The following is a 15,284-nucleotide window of genomic DNA, read 5'->3' as shown; positions in this document are numbered from 1 at the left end:
TAAGCCGTTCAGGAGAAGCAAATGACCTACGTCGTCACCGAAGCGTGCATCCGCTGCAAATATATGGACTGCGTGGAAGTCTGCCCGGTCGATTGCTTCTACGAGGGCGACAACATGCTGGTGATCAATCCCAGCGAGTGCATCGACTGCGGCGTCTGCGAGCCGGAATGTCCGGCCGAGGCGATCCTGCCCGATACCGAGCCCGGTCTCGAGAAGTGGCTGGAGGTCAACGCCACCTACTCCGCCGAATGGCCCAATCTCACCCGCAAGCGGCCCTCCCCCGAGGATGCCGATGAGCATAAGGGCGAAGAGGGCAAGTTCGACAAATATTTCTCGCCGGAGCCCGGCCAGGGCGACTGATCGCCCAAAAAGGCGCATCAACTTTCGGAGCAGAGGTGGCGGCAGGCCGAGCGCGACCTATATCCGCGTGACTGCGGCGATACGCCGCCTCCGTCCCGAGGTCCCGATGCCCACCAAAGCGAAATCCTACGCCGCGCAGTCCGCGGAAAGCCCGATGGCGCCCTTCAGCTTCGACCGGCGCGATCCCGGGCCGAAGGATGTGGTCATCGACATCCTGTTCTGCGGCGTCTGCCACTCCGATCTCCACACCGCCCGCTCCGAATGGGGAGGCACCCTCTACCCGTGTGTCCCGGGCCACGAGATCGTCGGGCGGGTCACCGCAGTCGGCGGCGAAGTGACCAAGTTCCAGGTCGGCGACGTGGCCGCGGTCGGCTGCATGGTCGACAGCTGCGGCCACTGCCCGTCCTGCGCCGAAGGCGAGGAGCAATATTGCGAAACCACCGGCATGGTCGGCACCTATAACGGCCGGGACGAGGTGCTCGGCGGCCATACGTTCGGCGGCTATTCCGATCATATCGTCGTCGTCGAGGACTTCGTCCTGAAAGTCAGCCACGCCGAAGCCGATCTTGCCGCGGTGGCGCCTCTGCTCTGCGCGGGGATCACCACCTATTCACCGCTCAGGCACTGGAAGGTTGGCCCTGGCCAGAAGGTCGGCATTGTCGGGCTCGGGGGCCTCGGCCACATGGGCGTCAAGATCGCCGCGGCGATGGGCGCGCACGTTGTCGTGTTCACCACCACCCCGGACAAGCGCGAGGATGCGCTCCGCCTCGGCGCGCACGACGTCGTCGTCTCCCGCGACAAGGAGCAGATGAAGGCGCATCGCGGCAGCTTCGACTTCATCCTCAACACGGTCGCGGCGCCGCATGACCTCGACGCTTTCCTGGTCCTGCTGAAGCGCGACGGCACGATGACCTTGGTCGGCGTGCCGGCCTCGCCGCATCCGGCGCCGTCGGTGGGCAACCTCGTCATGCGCCGCCGCGCGCTTGCCGGCTCGCTGATCGGCGGCATCGCCGAGACGCAAGAGATGCTGGATTTCTGTCAGCAGCACGGCCTCACCGCCGACATCGAGATGATCCCGATCCAGGAGATCGACACGGCCTATGAGCGGATGGCGAGGAGCGACGTCAAATATCGCTTCGTCATCGACATGCAGTCGCTGAAGAGCGCCGCCTGATCCGGACGCTCATTTCTCGTCGGTGAAGCGCTTGACCTTGACCGGCAGGTCCTTGCCCTTGGTGCGGCGGGAGGGGATCTGGACCGGGTGCTTCTTCTTCCATTGCGCCCAGGTCATCGGTCCATCCGGCGTTTCGATGATCTCGTCGTCCAGCGACATATATCCGCTCCTCGCTAAGCTCCGGCAACTCGTCGGGGTCGCACCGGTTGCAGCATCGGCCGGATCGAACCATGATCCGCCGCTGCTACAACCTGAAGGGAGCGACTTCATGGATCCTGTTCGGCTGACGGCCTGGGCGCCGCGGGTGCTCGGCATTGCCCGCATCGTCGCGGGCCTCATCTTCATGGAGCACGGCACCCAGAAATTCCTCAGCTTCCCGCCGGGCGAGAATGCCGGCTCCGGTTTGGGCTTCGGCGGCCTCGGCGCCTACGCGGGGATCATCGAGCTTGTCACCGGTCTCCTGATCACGATCGGACTGTTCACCCGCCCGGCTGCTTTTCTCGCCTCCGGCACGATGGCGGTCGCCTATTGGTATGCCCATGCGCCGCAGAACTTCTTCCCCGTCAACAATGGCGGGGACGCGGCGATTCTCTACTGCTTCTTCTTCCTCTATCTGGTGTTCGCCGGTCCGGGCGCCTGGAGCCTCGATCGGCACCGAAGCGACGCCTGAAGGCGCTGCTTTTCTCCCTTTTAGGACAGGAGCAGAGACTGCAAAGCTAGCTTCGCGTCCTAATTTCTGTTATATAATCGTCATCGAAGCGGAAACGGCTCGTCTCCGCACTGGTGATCACACGAGAATCGCCGTCAAACCGGATGACTGGAACGCGTCTTATGGGGTGGATGCGCTTTGGCATGGTTGGCGGCCAAATCCACAGGAAGGCGAATAAATGGCAGCGAAAGCGTTGAGCTTCGACGTTGGCGACTATGTGGTTTATCCCAAGCACGGCGTCGGCCGTGTCATCGAGCTTCAGAGCACCGACATCGCCGGTATGGCGCTCGAGCTTTACGTGCTTCGGTTCGAGAAGGAGCGGATGACGCTCCGCGTCCCCACCAACAAGGCCGAGATGGTCGGCATGCGCAAGCTGTCGTCCGACAAGACGATGCAGGAGGCGCTCGCCACCCTGAAGGGCAAGCCTAAGGTCAAGCGCACCATGTGGTCGCGCCGCGCCCAGGAATATGAAGCGAAGATCAACTCGGGCGACCTCGTGTCGATCGCCGAGGTGACCCGCGATCTGTTCCGCGCCGACGACCAGCCCGAGCAGAGCTATTCGGAGCGTCAGATCTTCGAGGCCGCCTCCAGCCGGCTCGCCCGCGAGCTCGCTGCGATGGAGCAGGTCGACGAGCCCGCCGCGCTCGACAAGATCCTCGACATCCTCAACAAGGCTGCCGCGATCTACAACAAGGAGAAGGTGGTCGGCTGACCGGCTTTCACCTCACCCTATTCCCGCAAGGGAGCGGAAGGGCGGCTCGGCGACGGGCCGCCTTTTTCCGTTTGCGGACCCCCGCCACAGCGTGTATTGTGCGCGTAATACAGCAGGGAGTCCGGCAATGCGATTGGCAGCAATTCTGACATCCACCCTGGTGCTCGCCGCCTGCAACATGGGCGCGAACGCACAGGAAGGCGAACCTTCGGGAGGCGGCGAGATGACCCAGCGCAGCTATCAGCTCAGCGGTTTCGATGCCGTCGGCTCGGCCGGCTCGCAGGACGTGATCGTCGCCGTCGGCGGCCAGCATTCCGTGCGGGCAGAAGGCAATTCCGAGGTGCTCGACCGGCTCGAGATCCGGGTCGAGGACGGGACGCTGAAGATCGGTCACAAGAGAGGTTCCGACTGGTCCGGCATATTCAAGGGCGACCGCGGCAGGACCCGCATCTTCGTCACCATGCCGGCGATCCGCTCGGCCGCCGTGGCGGGATCGGGCGACATGAAGGTCGACCGCGTCCAGGGCGAGAAGTTCGCCGCCTCTATCGCCGGCTCCGGCGACATCGAGATTGGCCAGATGCAGGTCCGCGATGCCAAGTTCGAGATCGCCGGCTCCGGCAACATCAAGGCCGCGGGGACTGCGGAGAAGTCGACGACTTCGATCGCCGGCTCCGGCGACATCGATGTAGGCGGCGTGCAGGTGCGCACCGCCTCCGTCTCCGTGGCGGGATCGGGCGACGTCCGCATTCATGCCAGCGAGACTGCGGACATCTCGATCGTCGGCTCGGGCGACGTCGAGGTTGGCGGCTCGGCCCGCTGCAACGTCAACAAACGCGGCTCCGGCGAGGTCCGCTGCACCGCCTGAGCATTCTGGTTAGCCGCGCTTTAACGAATCGGGGGCATGGTCCTGGTCATGATCAGGATCCTGCCCCTCGCCGCCCTTGCTTTGCTCGCCCAGCCCGCCGCCGCGGCGGAGCGGCGCTACAGCGTCACCGATTTCGATCGCATCCAAGTCGAGGGGCCGTTCCAGGTGACCCTGGCCACGGGCAAGTCGCCGTCCGCGCTCGCGACCGGCGACACCCAAGCGCTCGAGCGCGTCTCGATCGAGGTGCAGAGCCGGACCCTCAAGATCCGGCCAAACCGCTCCTCGTGGGGCGGCTATCCGGGTCAGCAGAGCGGCGGCGTAAAGCTGACCGTCTCCACGCACGGCCTTCGGTCCGCCGCCATAGCCGGCTCCGGCAGCCTCGCCATCGACAAGGTCAAGGCGATGAAGTTTGACGCCGCCGTGCAGGGTAGCGGCCGCGTCGGCATCGACAGCCTCGAGGTGGACGTGCTCACTTTGGGTCTGCTCGGCGGCGGCAAGCTCTCGGTCGGCGGTCAGGCCAAGACCATTCGCGCCACGATCAGCGGCTCGGGCGATCTCGACGCGGCGTCGCTCCAAAGCGAGGATGCCGAGATCAACGCCGATACCTCAGGCACCATCGCCCTCGGCGTCCGCCGCGCCGCCAAGATCACGGCAACGGGCGCCGGCGAGGTGACAATCGGCGGCACACCGGCCTGCACCGTCACCAACCGCGGCGCCGGCACCGTCAGCTGCGGCAATTAGGCTAGATCAGCGCCAGCGCCGAAAGCTTCACCGCCAGGCCCGGCGGGAGCGCGCCGATGCCGTCGTCACCACCTTCAAAATCGCCCGGCGCGTCGCTCGGCGCGAGATAGCGCCAGCCTTGGTGGGCGCGCTTCGGCAAGGCCTTGACCGGCACCAGCTCCGAATCGAGGTGGATGATGGTCCGCCGGTCCTCGCCCTCGGCAAAGCCAACGATGCGGTTCCTGGCGGTGATGCGGTGCTTGACGATCCAGTAGATCGAGCCGCCGATCAGCTCGTCGGCGCGCTTGTGACTGGCCATTTATTCTATCGAGACAAACCGGGCGGGATTTGGCGCGCCGTAGTGGGATATATCGGGCTGCAAGTGGCGCTTTTCCGCGGGTTCGGCCGCGCAGCGGCCTGTGATCCATCTCTCAAACAATTATTGGCCTACTGCGTCTTTCAACCTCGCTGAAGGCCTGTTGCAGCATCTGAAAAGGCGCGGATTTCCGTCGTCGCGTCAGAGTTCCTCGATCGGCTGCGTCAGACTTTGCGTGAAGGGCGGAAAACCGCCAGTTTCGCGCTCGCTTTCGATGCAGCACCGGTCCGGCAGAACTCTGACGAGAGACGGTCCCCATCGCTAACCCTCCTCAGGCTCTGCGATGAACGTGGAAAGCAGATTTGAGAACTGCCCACGCGACCGCTGCAACCATGCTGAAAACGCCGTTACCTGCTCCTCTGGTGCGGTCCATCCGATCGGCCATCCCATGATCAGCTCGTAGAATTGCGGGTTGGGCGTCAGGGTGCCGATGAAGGAGCTCTTCCCATGCTTGAAGCTCACCCGGACCGGGAGCGAAGAGGGGTGCCCCGCCGTCGCCGCCCGCCATCCGAGAGCCCGCAGGATGAGCCATAGCACCGTCCAAGTCCTGGCCGCTTCGCGAAGGGGATATTGGCCGCCGCTGCCCTCCGAGATGTCGATCGGAGACACCGACCTGATCGATCCCTCCTGCAGAATCAGATCCGGGAAGTAGCCTGCGTCCGAAGCGGTCGGCGTGGGCCAGGAGGAAGAGGCGGCGACGCCGGTGGCTACCGCCCGCCTCTCTCGCCGTGAACAGGCCCGCCTTTGTCGTGTAGCCCAGCCCTCGAAGGCTCGCGGCGACTTCGGCAAAGCCCAGGGACATGTGCCCCTCGACATTTTCGCAGAAGACCCACTCAGGCTCGACCTCTCCGACGATCCGCGCAACGTCCGGCCAGAGGTGGCGGGGATCCGATGCCCCTCTCCGTTTGCCGGCCTGGCTGAAGGGCTGGCATGGATAGCCGGCAGAGACGAGATGAACGCGGCCGCACCAAGGGCGGCCGTCGAAGGCTCTAAGGTCGTCCCAGACAAGCGCCTCAGCCAAGGCCTTGTCTTCCATCCGGGCCACGAGAGCGGCCGCCGCATGGCTTTCCCGCTCGACGAAAGCCACAGTTCGGTAGCTGGGCTCGGCGATGTGGAGACCGAGGTCGAGACCTCCGTATCCGGCGCAGAGGGAGATTCCCCGGAAGTCACTTGGCTCCGGGCTGAAGGGGGCAGGTATGTCCACAAGGCAGGTTCCTCGCAGCCGCTCGATCGGCGGTCGTGGGAGGGCTCGATGGCCTCATGGAATTGAAGGTGCCGCACCGGCGGCACTTGATCTCGATTACTCCTGAAATAGCAGCCGGCGCCGCTTTGAAGAGAAGTGCGCCGCAGCTCGCGCAGCGGTAGCTCGTCTTCGCCAGCGCCGGCCCGCCGTGAGCTCTGGCAGCTCCTCCGGTTGGACTCGACTCCACGTCTGTTCTCACTACGTTCCGCCCGCTCGTGCGCGAGTGGCGGGGTGATTCCGGCATAGATCGGCCGGATCATGGCGGGTAGTGACCGCCGGCTAGGGGCGTTGGCGCGCCCCGGCCACCGCCTCGCGGCGATGGAAAGGAGGAAGTAGGTATGGCACGTCTGAAGCTCGTGCACTTCAAGCTTAAGTTTGGAGGTGGTGGCGCAGTCGGCGTTAACCCTCGGACGGTAGGAGCGATCATCGAGCGCCAAGAGGGAGGCACGATTATTCGAGTTATCGGCCGAACCGAGGACATTGTCGTCGATGCGGGCATCAACGACGTGTGGGAGAAGCTCGATGTGGAGGACTGACCGCCTTCGTTGAACCTCGAACCCGGCTCCGCTATATCGGCGGAGCGGCGCACGCGACGCGGTAAAGCTGCCCACCGTAGCTCGAGGCTTCTGGCCTTTGACGGCTTCGTGGGGGACCGGCAGTCCCCACCGTGCGTCGCACCCTCTCCTCATTCGCCCCTCCGGTCGAGCAGCAAGGTGCCGCGGCGCAGCTCGCGGCGGATCTCGCGCTCCTGGACAACGTGGTAGGTGACCACCGCGGGGTTCGGCTCGCCCGAGTCTACGCGGACGATCGCCTTCAGCATGCGCCCAGCACGATCGCGGAAGTAGATCAGCCGCTCCTCGCCCAGCGCAATGACTACGAGCGCGTCGTGGACGAGGTCAGGCAGCCCCCGATATTCGGCAACGCCGATCTCCGGGTGATGCGCGAGCTGCTTTCTGTAGACGCCGACCGGCAGGACGACGACGCGGGCCGGCGCCGCAAGGCGCGCCTGGTCGTCGGCCGAGAGGATTGCCACCGGGAAGGCGCCCTCGGGCTGGGCGAGGAAGTGGGGGAAGGCCGGCGAATCGACCAGGTCGCGCAGCACCGCGCGGGCGGCGCTGACGTCCTGGCCCGCGGCGCGCTCGAGGCTGCGGATCGCCTTCTCGGCGATCGGCGCCATGCTCGCCTTGCCAGGATTGTAGGCAAAGCCCGGATCGATGCCGGCGGGCACGAGGACAGGCTTGTCGGCGCCGGCCGGCCAGAAAGGCCTGCCGGGCCCGGAGGGCGGCGGCGCCTTCGACACCTCCCAGCCGAAGCTGCGGAGGTCGCGATCGGAAAGCTGCTGGACGGTGCAGCGACAATTCCAGCCGCACGGCGGGTAGTGATCGTCCCACCAAGGATCATCGACCCGCAGGATCGTGCCATGCCATTGGCGGTGGAGCGGCCGCGTGCGGGTGTCCATGACGGCCGAGTAGCGAAGATAGGGCGAGCGGGCCTTGCTCTCCTGGATGCGCGCCCACTGGCCAGCGGCGCGGCTCATGCGGAGATTGGTGTCGTAGATAGTCCTCAGGCGGCGAGCGCCGACGACGATTGGCTGGCTGGTGCCGGTGAGCTCGCGGTCCTCGACGCGGCCCCACCAGCCGGCCTTCTCGAGTGTCGGGATGAGGTTCGCCTGCCACTGCTCGAAGGTGCCGCCATTGTGGACGACGTCGGCGAGGCTGGTGCGGATGTCCTCGAGCAAATCGAGCTTGGCGACCTTGGCGACGGTGAAGGCGCGGCTGTGCTCGTCATGGAGCATCTCGCTCCACTTGACGGTGGTACGCAGCTCCTCGCGCGCGTCGAAGGCGCGGACGGTGTCCTCCGGCGGGAGGGTGATGACGGTGCGGATCGGAACTTCAGCCACTGGCAGCACTCTTCTGAAGCCTGAAACTAGAGCTGAAGCATTGGACGAGCACGCCAGCACCGCGGCGATCCACCCTCAGGCTGGCACTCCACCCACCCGAAAAGGTGGCTTCGATGCGTCGGACCTGCCCCGCCTCGAGCCAGGCGGCCGCTTCCGCCGGATCTTCGTCACAAGCGACGAAACCCGCGTCGCGGAGAATCGCGCCGGCTTTGGAAAGGTCCAGAGCAAAGCGTTTCCAGGCTCGCCGCACGCCGCGGGGACTGCCGATCATGTTAGCCATGCGATCCTCAGTCGTCGTCCTGCAGGAAGGAAGGGGCGAACTCGGGCTCGTCGTCCCCTTCCTCCTCCTCGGCAACGGGCGGCGCCGAGAGCAGCTCGGGCGGGAGCGCGGCCCGGATGCTGGTCGGAAGCTGCCAGTCCTGCTTTGGCTGGCGCGCCGCAGCGATCTCGACCGAGCACGGCGTGAACTGGTAAATCGAGCTGCCGCCGATCAGCACGGCAGGGAGCAGCTTGCCGCCGAACAGCGGCTCGATCGACATGAGCTTCGTGCCGAACCGCTCGACCTCCTCGACCCGTCCCACGATGGTCCGGTGACCGAGGACCTCCACGATTGCATATTCGCCGGCGGGCAGCGCAGCGTCATCCATATCCTGTCTCCTTCAGTGCCTTTGCGATGAGATTGCCGACTGGCTCAGCGAGCCGGCGATGGGCGAGGACCCGGCCCTCCCGAATGGGCTTGGCGGTCGCGAAATCGGCGCCCTTGGCGTAGACGCGGACCCGATAGTCGCCGCGGGTCCGGGTGCCGCCGATGTTGTCGATCACGAGCGTGCCCAGGTTGTGAACGCCGCCCTGAACGGCGGCATAGAGGAGGATCGGAACGACGATCATGCTGCCACCTGGTCAAAGCGAGTCACGTCGTTGCCCCAGACTTCCCAGCCAGGCCGGCTCTCGCGGCCGAATAGCTCGCAATAGGGACCGGCGTAGAGCGCCTCGACGTCGCGATGCAGATCGTCAGGCTTGCGGCTGTGCTCACGGACTGGGGCGGCGATCAGGTTGCGAACCGAATGTGATCGGACCTGCGGCTTGCCGATCGTGCCGAGCAGGTAGAATTCGGCTGCCGAGCGGAAGCAGTAGCCGGTGCCGAATGCCCACTTCTCTCCGGTCGAAGACTGCTTCGCCCAGGCACCGGCGCTCTTGAAGGTGAAGCCCCAGCGGCACATCAGCTCGATCGCGTCCGGCAGCATCGGCGCCGTCGCCCACATGAACAGGGCGCAATCGGGTGCGGCGAGCTGGCTCACCGGCAGAGCCGCGATGTCGGCCGTCCTCATGCAGGAATAGTGGGCGACCGGGTTCTTAGCCTCGCCCGCCGCCGAGTAGTTCTCGAAGCGCCACGGCGGATCCGCGATGATCGCCCCGTAGCGGAGCGGAATCAGGTGACCGAACGGCCAGGTCATTCGGCGCCATCCTGCCCGGCGGTGGCGGCCAAGCGCACGGCGAAGCCGGCGCGCTCGAGGCTGGTGACGAGCGTGCCTTCGTCATCCAGCTCGGCGGCGCGGGCGAGGATCGCCTGGACCTCTTCCTCGCTGCCGGCGCGCGCGAGCTCGGCAAGCAGCGACCCGGCGAAGGGCTCCAAAACGCCGGTGCGCCAGCCTTCGTCGGCCATGATCTGAGCGACCGCCTCGTCGACGATGTCGCCGCCGATCGGCGCCTCCGCGAAGCTAGCTTCGCGCCGAAGCGGGATGATGTTACCCTCGTTTTGGCGGCGCACCTCTCCGGCCGCATCGCCCTCCTCGTCGGCACTGCCGGAGGAGGGCGCTTTTTCCACCGGCTTGCGCTCGAACCCGTCGCCATAGGTGTCGCGGAAGCTCTCGTCGGTGCGGACGTAGCCGAGGCTCATGATCGCCTTGTCGGCCTCGGCGATCGTCTTGGTGTCCTCTTCCTCCTCGACCAGGCGGACGACTCGCGGCGCGGCGACGTCGGCGCCGAAGTTGAGGTCGGTCCACCAGCGCGCCGGGCCGGAGCTGAAGCTGTCAGTGAGGAGGTCCGCGTCGGAGGTGATGACCTCGAGCTTCACGCCGGCCTGGACGTCGGCGAGGCCGGAGCCGAGGCCGGTCGGGCCGGCGGTGTTGGTCATGGTCTGGCCGAGGATGATCTTGGCGATCGCCGCGTCCATGAAGGCGGGGAGCTTCTCGAAGTCGATGCCGGTCGTGGCGACGTGGAGCAGCTCCACGGCCATACCTTCTGGGATGACGAAGCCGGTGTCGTTGGCGATCGAGGAGAGCGCCGAAAGGAGGCGCTGGATGTCCTGCTCGGGCGTGCCAGGCCGATAGGTGCCCTTGGCGGTCGGCACGCTGAACTTGTCCAGGAACGTGTTCCAGAAGCGGATGCCGTTGCGCTTGAACAGGCACGGCCAGTAGAGCCACTCGGCCAGGCCGCGGCCGTAGGGCTGGTCGTCGTCGGTGGCGCCGACCGTCACCTCCCAGAACTTGCGCTCGGGCAAGATCTCGCCGGTCATGTTCGTGGTGGTGATCAGCCGCAGCCGTCCGTCCTTGTCCTGGCGAAAGCGCCGAGCGTGCCGGACGTGGATCGCCCGCGTCCGCCCGGCCGGCACGAAGCCGATGAGGCCGTCGGGACGCAGGCCCCACATCAGCTCGGCGACGCCGAACCCATAGAAGGGCGTGTAGAGCATCTTCTCGGTGACGCGGTCCCACCCGATATCCTCGAGGTTCGCCTTGAGAGCGTCGCCGGCAGCAACCGAACGCGGATCCTCCGCATCGCCGGGCAGCACGTCCCATTCGCGGCTGACGACGGCGCCGATGCGCTGGGTGAGGCAGGACTTCACCTGGTCGTCGAGCAGGATGCGGTCATATTCGCCCCAGTCGACGGCGCCGAGGAGCCGGCGATCGTTGAACTCGTGGAGCTCGCCGACATAGGGCTTGGTGATGTCGCGGCCGTCGTGCGTCGTCGCGATGACCTGGTTGAGCTCGGCCGGCATCGAGGTGCGGCCGGGGCTGCGGCGCACGGCGGAGCTGTAGGGCTTGGGGCGCTGGGCCATGTTACCAGTCCAATCCTGAGGCGCGGCGGGTGATCGACCCGAAGCCGCGGGTGGTGACGATCGTCTCGGCGGCGGCCGAGCTGCGGGCGCCGGTGGAGGCGAAGAAGAACTCGCCCGGATCCTCGTCGGCGGCGGCGCGGAGGTGCATCAGGGCGACGGCATTGTCCCCGTGGCGCTTGCCCTTGGAGCCGTCCGCCTTCGAGACGACGGAGCGGTCCGGGATCTTCGGCACGCCGCGGACGAGCTTGATCATCCGCAGATCCTCGAGCGTGCCCTCGTCCTTGGGAATGATGAAGGTGCCGTCCTCGATGCCCGCGCGCAGCTTCGGCATGAAGGCGAGGTAGGTCTTGTCGGACGCCATCACGGCCTCGATGCGGTCGAAGCCCCAGCGCTGCTGCATCGCCTCGGCGAGGGCGGAGCCGTTGCCGCGAGCGTCCATTTTGCCATGGGCGAAGAGCGGCAGCCGCTCGACGATCCAGTTCAGGACGAACTCCTGCTCCCGGAAGGGCACGTTGCGCATCTCGAGGATGAAGCGGGCGACCAGGCGCATGTGGGCGTCGTGCTGGCCGACGGCGACGGGAGAGACGTCGCCGGTGCGGGCGAAGTCCTGGCCCATGAAAGAGCGGCGGGTGCGGTCGAAGTCCTTTAGGTAGGGAGCGACCTCCTCTTCCAGGAATTCGCGGACGAAGTCTTGGCGATAGTGGTCGCTCTCGCGCTCGAAGCCGTCAGGGCAGCGCAGGTAGATGACCGGCAGCTCGGCCGACATGGCGCGCTCGATCGTGGCGCGGGCGAGATAGGTGCCGGAGCCGCGGGCGGGGATGACGTCCAGCTCCTCCTCGGCGGCTTCGCCGTAGAAGGCGCGCAGATCCGCCTCCCAGGCCGCTTCGGCCTCCGGCGACCAGGTCTTGCCGGTTCGGAGGCATATGCGCCTGTAGAGGCCCTGAACGAGCGCCTCCTTGAGGGTGATGCGCTGGACGACGCCCTTGCGTTTGCCGGCGCGGATGTCCTCGATCAGCGAGTTGAACGGGTTGTCGGCGCCATCATGGGTTGAGATGACGACGACGCGGCCGCCCCACATAAGCAGCGCCAGGGCGGCCTTGAGCAGTTCCTCCAGCTGGTCGTGGAAGGCCGCCTCGTCGATCAGGACCACGCCCTGCTTTCCGCGCAGCGAGCGCGGCTTGGATGAGAGCGCGACGATCGAATGTCCGGACGGGAAGTCGATGCGGAAGGCCTTGATGCCGGCCTCCGACCCATCGTCGAACAGGAACTCGGAGGGCGCGCTGGCGACCTCGTTGAACGCCTTCAGGAACGCCCCGCAATAGTCGATGAACTCGCGGGTCATGTCGAGATTGTAGGCGATGTAGAAGAAGTCCATGCCGCCGCGCGCCGGCGCGACGGTGAGGACGGCGTCGGCCGCGAAGCCGTAGGTGAGGCCGGTGCGGCGCGACTTCTCGCAGACGTAGAGCGCGTGAGCGTGGCTGAGCTGAAGCGCCTCCTGCTGGTAGGGCAGAAGGACGGCCGGGACGTCGGTCATCGCTGGCCCTTCCGCTTGGGGCTCATTTCCGCGGGCGCCCACGCCTCCTCCCCGCGGCCGACGCGGCCCACGAAGCCGATCGCCAGTTCGAAGCCGGCGGTGCCGTCGCGGCTCACCAAGTCGAAGTGCGGGCGCTCGTGGCCGGTGCGGCGCGGCGGAGGGTGATCGGAGAGGCGGATGTGCCAGTGGCGATTGCGGTCGTCGCGCAGGATGATGTGTTTCGTGTGCGAGCCACGGATCCGACTGCAGCGGAGGCGGACGACGGCGAGGCCAACGCGCCGCGCATGGTTGGCGAGCTCCCAGGCGAGGGCGCCGATCGCGCCAGGCGGCGGCGCGAATTCCGCCGAGCCGGCGAGGACGCGGGTGCAGACCTGGCTCATGCCGCGAGCGGTTCCATGCCGCGACTGATGGCGAGCTGGATCAGCTGCTCGTTGGAGAATGCGCCGGTGTAGCCGGAGACATGCCAGCTCGGGATCACCGCGTCGCGCGAGGCTTGAACGACGGAGCAGCTGAGGCCCCTGAGGTAGGCCTTCGCCTTCTCGAGGCGCTGGATATATCCCTCAATGTAGCTGACCCTCCGCACCGGGGTGGTGGGTGTCGCTATGCCGAGGCTGAGGCGGGCGCTGGCGGGCATGGCAGGCGCGCCGCCGCTCATCTCCTTACCGAGCCGGCGGATGCGGTCGGCGACAGTCTCCGGCTTCAGCTCGAGCTCGGCGCCAGCACCCAGCTCACGATGTCCCAGTCGCTCGGCGCCTGCTTCGACCACTGCCAGTTCCGGCTCTTCGCCTGCAGCGGCCCCTTCTCGGTCCTGTTCCGGTAGCGGATCCGCACCATCGTTTCCGGCGGAACCGGCATCGCTCGGCCGTCGTGCTTCCGCCAGTCCGTCACTGGAGGCGAAAGGGCGGCTCGCGGTGTCCGCCACCTCCCCTGCTGCGAAGCGCGCCAGGGCTGCGTCCCAGCGGGCGGCGAAGGCCGGCGAGGCCTTCCGCATCCCATAAAGACCAGCTTTGCCGGTGAGGCCGAGCGCCCGCACGGCTGCATTCACTTCGCCAGTCCGCGCCAGCTCGCCCAGGAAGCGCTCGCAGCGGTCGGCTGGCCACAGACCCTTAGGCTGGGCGGCCTTGCCTTCTACGGGCGCTTTCCGGGCCTCTACGGCGGCGATCGGCGCTGGAAGCGCGATTGGACGGTAGGTCTCCGGCTCTACCAGGCCGAGCCGGCGCAGGTTGTTGACCACCCGGCTCATCTGCGAGGGTAGGCGCGTGCTGCGCGCGATGGCCATGCCGCGGGCACGGTTGGCGAGGAGGCATTCGTAAAACGACCGCTGCTGAGCGGTAAGCTGGTTCATGGCTCGATCCCCAGGATTGCAGCACGGACAGTGCGGATGGTTTCCTCGGAGGCGCCGGCGCCCCTGGCGCTGATGGCGGCGGCCTCGGCCGCGGCCTGCTTGGCGCGCTTGAAGGTCTCGTCGCGGACCTTTGCCTCGCGATCGACGTCGGTCTTGGCGGCGGAGGCGGCGTCCTTCACCGCGCGGGCGAGGAAATGGAGATCCTTGAAGTCGGGAAGATCCTCGTCGTCGCCGGTGACCACCGGCATGGTGACGCGCGTGATCAGGCTGGTGAGCAGCTGGTTCATCAGCCGCCCCTGATTGTCCCCCTCCTGGCCGAACTCCTGGCCGAAGGCCTTGGCAACCGACTGCAGCTCGCGCTGCCGCTCGGCGAGCTGCCGGTAGTTCTTCGAGTAGCGGCCGACGGCGGAGCGGGAGACGGGCTCGGACAGCTCGCCCGCGTCGTGCAGGTCGAGCAGGACGCCGACGATCTCGTCGATCGTGGCGCCGTTCTTGATGGCGGCGTCGACCCGCTCCCGCACCTCAGGGGGCAGGCGGTCGATGGACGAGCGTTGCGCCATGCTCAGTCGCCCGTCTTGAAGCGGTAGATGCCCTCGACCAGGAGCCGCCCCTCGGCGACGTCGCGGCCGTCGGCGAGGATCCGAGCAACCTTGTAGGGGCCGAGATCCTCAAGCCGGATCAGCTTGGCCTCATTCGCCAGCCAGGCGAGTTGCTCGGCGACGTCGCGACGCGCGACGCGGTGGCCGAGCCCGTTGAGCAGCTGGGTGAGGACGTCGTCATTCTGCTCGCCGCCGATGTCGAAGAGCAGGTCGATGATGGCGCGGCGGACGACCGGGAGGATGACTGAGGCGATCATCCCTTGATCGCCTTCTCGATGAGGGTGTGGACGTAGTCGTTCTGGGTGTTGAGCGCCTTCTCGAGGCCGCGCAGCGCCGTCTCGACGCCCGAAGTCCGGCCGGCGAGCGCGGCGTAGAGGTTGCTCAGATCCTGCTTCGAGGGAGAACTCTCGCAGTCGTCCTCGACCAGGGCGACGCGCTTATCGAGGTCAGAGAGCTTGCGGGATCCCTCGGCCAGCCTCTGCTGGATCGTGTCGAAGTCCGTCTTTGAGGGGAATTGGGTCTTGAGCCAGAGGAAGCCGGCGCCGGTGACCAGCGGCATCACGACGATGGCAACGGGCCAGAGGGTACGTATCAGCTCTAGAAGCCAGCTCACGACACGCACCCTTCAAGCTCATGGAAACAGGGCTTTCATGGCGGTTGCGGGCGGCTGCGATGTGCTTGCGTCGGCGGAA

At 66.6% G+C, this 15,284-nt stretch carries 23 protein-coding genes and 1 pseudogene; 7 read left to right on the top strand and 17 right to left on the bottom strand.

Annotation, left to right across the window (positions count from 1 at the left end; translation table 11 throughout):
• Positions 1-21 precede the first annotated feature (21 nt).
• Complete coding sequence (gene fdxA, locus AC5JBD_RS04255; protein ID WP_495720511.1) at positions 22-360, top strand: ferredoxin FdxA; 339 nt, start codon at positions 22-24, stop codon at positions 358-360.
• Positions 361-466: 106 nt separating this feature from the next.
• On the top strand, positions 467-1,534 hold the full coding sequence (locus AC5JBD_RS04250; protein ID WP_495720510.1) for an NAD(P)-dependent alcohol dehydrogenase: 1,068 nt from the start codon (positions 467-469) through the stop codon (positions 1,532-1,534).
• Positions 1,535-1,543: 9 nt separating this feature from the next.
• Here the strand turns inward: AC5JBD_RS04250 and AC5JBD_RS04245 are convergent, their stop codons facing one another.
• Positions 1,544-1,693, bottom strand: coding sequence for a hypothetical protein (locus tag AC5JBD_RS04245; protein WP_495720509.1), 150 nt, complete (start codon positions 1,691-1,693; stop codon positions 1,544-1,546).
• A gap of 109 nt (positions 1,694-1,802) precedes the next feature.
• On the opposite strand from AC5JBD_RS04245, the gene AC5JBD_RS04240 reads away from it, so the two are divergent.
• The 4 genes from AC5JBD_RS04240 to AC5JBD_RS04225 all read left to right on the top strand — a co-directional run bounded on the left by AC5JBD_RS04240 (position 1,803) and on the right by AC5JBD_RS04225 (position 4,561).
• Positions 1,803-2,204, top strand: a complete 402-nt coding sequence (locus AC5JBD_RS04240; RefSeq protein ID WP_495720508.1) for a DoxX family protein — start codon at positions 1,803-1,805, stop codon at positions 2,202-2,204.
• A gap of 217 nt (positions 2,205-2,421) precedes the next feature.
• Entirely contained in the window at positions 2,422-2,955 is a 534-nt protein-coding gene (locus AC5JBD_RS04235) for a CarD family transcriptional regulator (RefSeq protein WP_495720507.1), read from the top strand.
• A 127-nt stretch (positions 2,956-3,082) separates the two neighbouring features.
• Positions 3,083-3,820, top strand: coding sequence for a head GIN domain-containing protein (locus AC5JBD_RS04230; RefSeq protein ID WP_495720506.1), 738 nt, complete (start codon positions 3,083-3,085; stop codon positions 3,818-3,820).
• Between the two features lie 48 nt (positions 3,821-3,868).
• Positions 3,869-4,561 carry a GIN domain-containing protein gene (locus AC5JBD_RS04225; RefSeq protein WP_495720505.1) on the top strand — a complete coding sequence of 231 codons (693 nt, stop codon included), beginning with the start codon at positions 3,869-3,871 and terminating at the stop codon, positions 4,559-4,561.
• A 1-nt stretch (position 4,562) separates the two neighbouring features.
• On the opposite strand, the gene AC5JBD_RS04220 is transcribed toward AC5JBD_RS04225, so the two are convergent.
• From AC5JBD_RS04220 to AC5JBD_RS04205, 4 genes and pseudogenes are all read right to left on the bottom strand, one after another.
• A complete protein-coding gene (locus AC5JBD_RS04220) occupies positions 4,563-4,859 on the bottom strand; it encodes a DUF1489 family protein (RefSeq protein WP_495720504.1) in 297 nt (98 codons plus the stop codon).
• Between the two features lie 318 nt (positions 4,860-5,177).
• Positions 5,178-5,525, bottom strand: a complete 348-nt coding sequence (locus tag AC5JBD_RS04215; protein WP_495721206.1) for a hypothetical protein — start codon at positions 5,523-5,525, stop codon at positions 5,178-5,180.
• Positions 5,526-5,598: 73 nt separating this feature from the next.
• A pseudogene (locus AC5JBD_RS04210) lies at positions 5,599-6,120 on the bottom strand (DNA cytosine methyltransferase); the annotation flags it as partial.
• Positions 6,083-6,403: a Com family DNA-binding transcriptional regulator gene (locus AC5JBD_RS04205; protein ID WP_495720503.1), complete on the bottom strand. Its 321-nt coding sequence runs from the start codon at positions 6,401-6,403 to the stop codon at positions 6,083-6,085. The gene AC5JBD_RS04205 and the pseudogene AC5JBD_RS04210, both read right to left, overlap by 38 nt.
• A 94-nt stretch (positions 6,404-6,497) precedes the next feature.
• Here AC5JBD_RS04205 and AC5JBD_RS04200 point away from each other — a divergent pair, with 94 nt between their 5' ends.
• On the top strand, positions 6,498-6,695 hold the full coding sequence (locus tag AC5JBD_RS04200) for a hypothetical protein (RefSeq protein ID WP_495720502.1): 198 nt from the start codon (positions 6,498-6,500) through the stop codon (positions 6,693-6,695).
• A gap of 149 nt (positions 6,696-6,844) precedes the next feature.
• Here the strand turns inward: AC5JBD_RS04200 and AC5JBD_RS04195 are convergent, their stop codons facing one another.
• From AC5JBD_RS04195 to AC5JBD_RS04140, 12 genes are read right to left on the bottom strand one after another with little or no spacing between them, the layout of a single operon-like run.
• Entirely contained in the window at positions 6,845-8,059 is a 1,215-nt protein-coding gene (locus AC5JBD_RS04195; protein ID WP_495720501.1) for a phage head morphogenesis protein, read from the bottom strand.
• Positions 8,052-8,339: a hypothetical protein gene (locus AC5JBD_RS04190; protein WP_495720500.1), complete on the bottom strand. Its 288-nt coding sequence runs from the start codon at positions 8,337-8,339 to the stop codon at positions 8,052-8,054. Before AC5JBD_RS04190 ends, AC5JBD_RS04195 begins: the two co-directional genes overlap by 8 nt.
• Positions 8,340-8,346: 7 nt before the next feature.
• The gene (locus tag AC5JBD_RS04185) at positions 8,347-8,706 is read right to left on the bottom strand and encodes a hypothetical protein (RefSeq protein WP_495720499.1); all 360 of its coding nucleotides are present in this window, start codon (positions 8,704-8,706) and stop codon (positions 8,347-8,349) included.
• Positions 8,699-8,947: a hypothetical protein gene (locus AC5JBD_RS04180; RefSeq protein ID WP_495720498.1), complete on the bottom strand. Its 249-nt coding sequence runs from the start codon at positions 8,945-8,947 to the stop codon at positions 8,699-8,701. Before AC5JBD_RS04180 ends, AC5JBD_RS04185 begins: the two co-directional genes overlap by 8 nt.
• Positions 8,944-9,513 carry an MT-A70 family methyltransferase gene (locus AC5JBD_RS04175; protein ID WP_495720497.1) on the bottom strand — a complete coding sequence of 190 codons (570 nt, stop codon included), beginning with the start codon at positions 9,511-9,513 and terminating at the stop codon, positions 8,944-8,946. The genes AC5JBD_RS04180 and AC5JBD_RS04175 overlap by 4 nt, the downstream gene beginning before the upstream one ends.
• Positions 9,510-11,114: a phage portal protein family protein gene (locus tag AC5JBD_RS04170; RefSeq protein ID WP_495720496.1), complete on the bottom strand. Its 1,605-nt coding sequence runs from the start codon at positions 11,112-11,114 to the stop codon at positions 9,510-9,512. Before AC5JBD_RS04170 ends, AC5JBD_RS04175 begins: the two co-directional genes overlap by 4 nt.
• 1 nt (position 11,115) lies before the next feature.
• Positions 11,116-12,648, bottom strand: coding sequence for a hypothetical protein (locus AC5JBD_RS04165; RefSeq protein WP_495720495.1), 1,533 nt, complete (start codon positions 12,646-12,648; stop codon positions 11,116-11,118).
• Positions 12,645-13,028: a hypothetical protein gene (locus AC5JBD_RS04160; RefSeq protein WP_495720494.1), complete on the bottom strand. Its 384-nt coding sequence runs from the start codon at positions 13,026-13,028 to the stop codon at positions 12,645-12,647. Before AC5JBD_RS04160 ends, AC5JBD_RS04165 begins: the two co-directional genes overlap by 4 nt.
• A complete protein-coding gene (locus AC5JBD_RS04155) occupies positions 13,025-13,993 on the bottom strand; it encodes a hypothetical protein (protein WP_495720493.1) in 969 nt (322 codons plus the stop codon). Before AC5JBD_RS04155 ends, AC5JBD_RS04160 begins: the two co-directional genes overlap by 4 nt.
• The gene (locus tag AC5JBD_RS04150) at positions 13,990-14,553 is read right to left on the bottom strand and encodes a phage protein Gp27 family protein (RefSeq protein WP_495720492.1); all 564 of its coding nucleotides are present in this window, start codon (positions 14,551-14,553) and stop codon (positions 13,990-13,992) included. The genes AC5JBD_RS04155 and AC5JBD_RS04150 overlap by 4 nt, the downstream gene beginning before the upstream one ends.
• 2 nt (positions 14,554-14,555) lie before the next feature.
• A complete protein-coding gene (locus tag AC5JBD_RS04145; RefSeq protein WP_495720491.1) occupies positions 14,556-14,849 on the bottom strand; it encodes a hypothetical protein in 294 nt (97 codons plus the stop codon).
• The gene (locus AC5JBD_RS04140) at positions 14,846-15,205 is read right to left on the bottom strand and encodes a hypothetical protein (protein ID WP_495720490.1); all 360 of its coding nucleotides are present in this window, start codon (positions 15,203-15,205) and stop codon (positions 14,846-14,848) included. The genes AC5JBD_RS04145 and AC5JBD_RS04140 overlap by 4 nt, the downstream gene beginning before the upstream one ends.
• Positions 15,206-15,284: the final 79 nt, after the last annotated feature.

This window comes from Allosphingosinicella sp. (assembly GCF_059502505.1).
The sequence above is the reverse complement of the archived record's forward strand: the minus strand, read 5'-3'. Positions and strand labels throughout refer to the sequence as shown.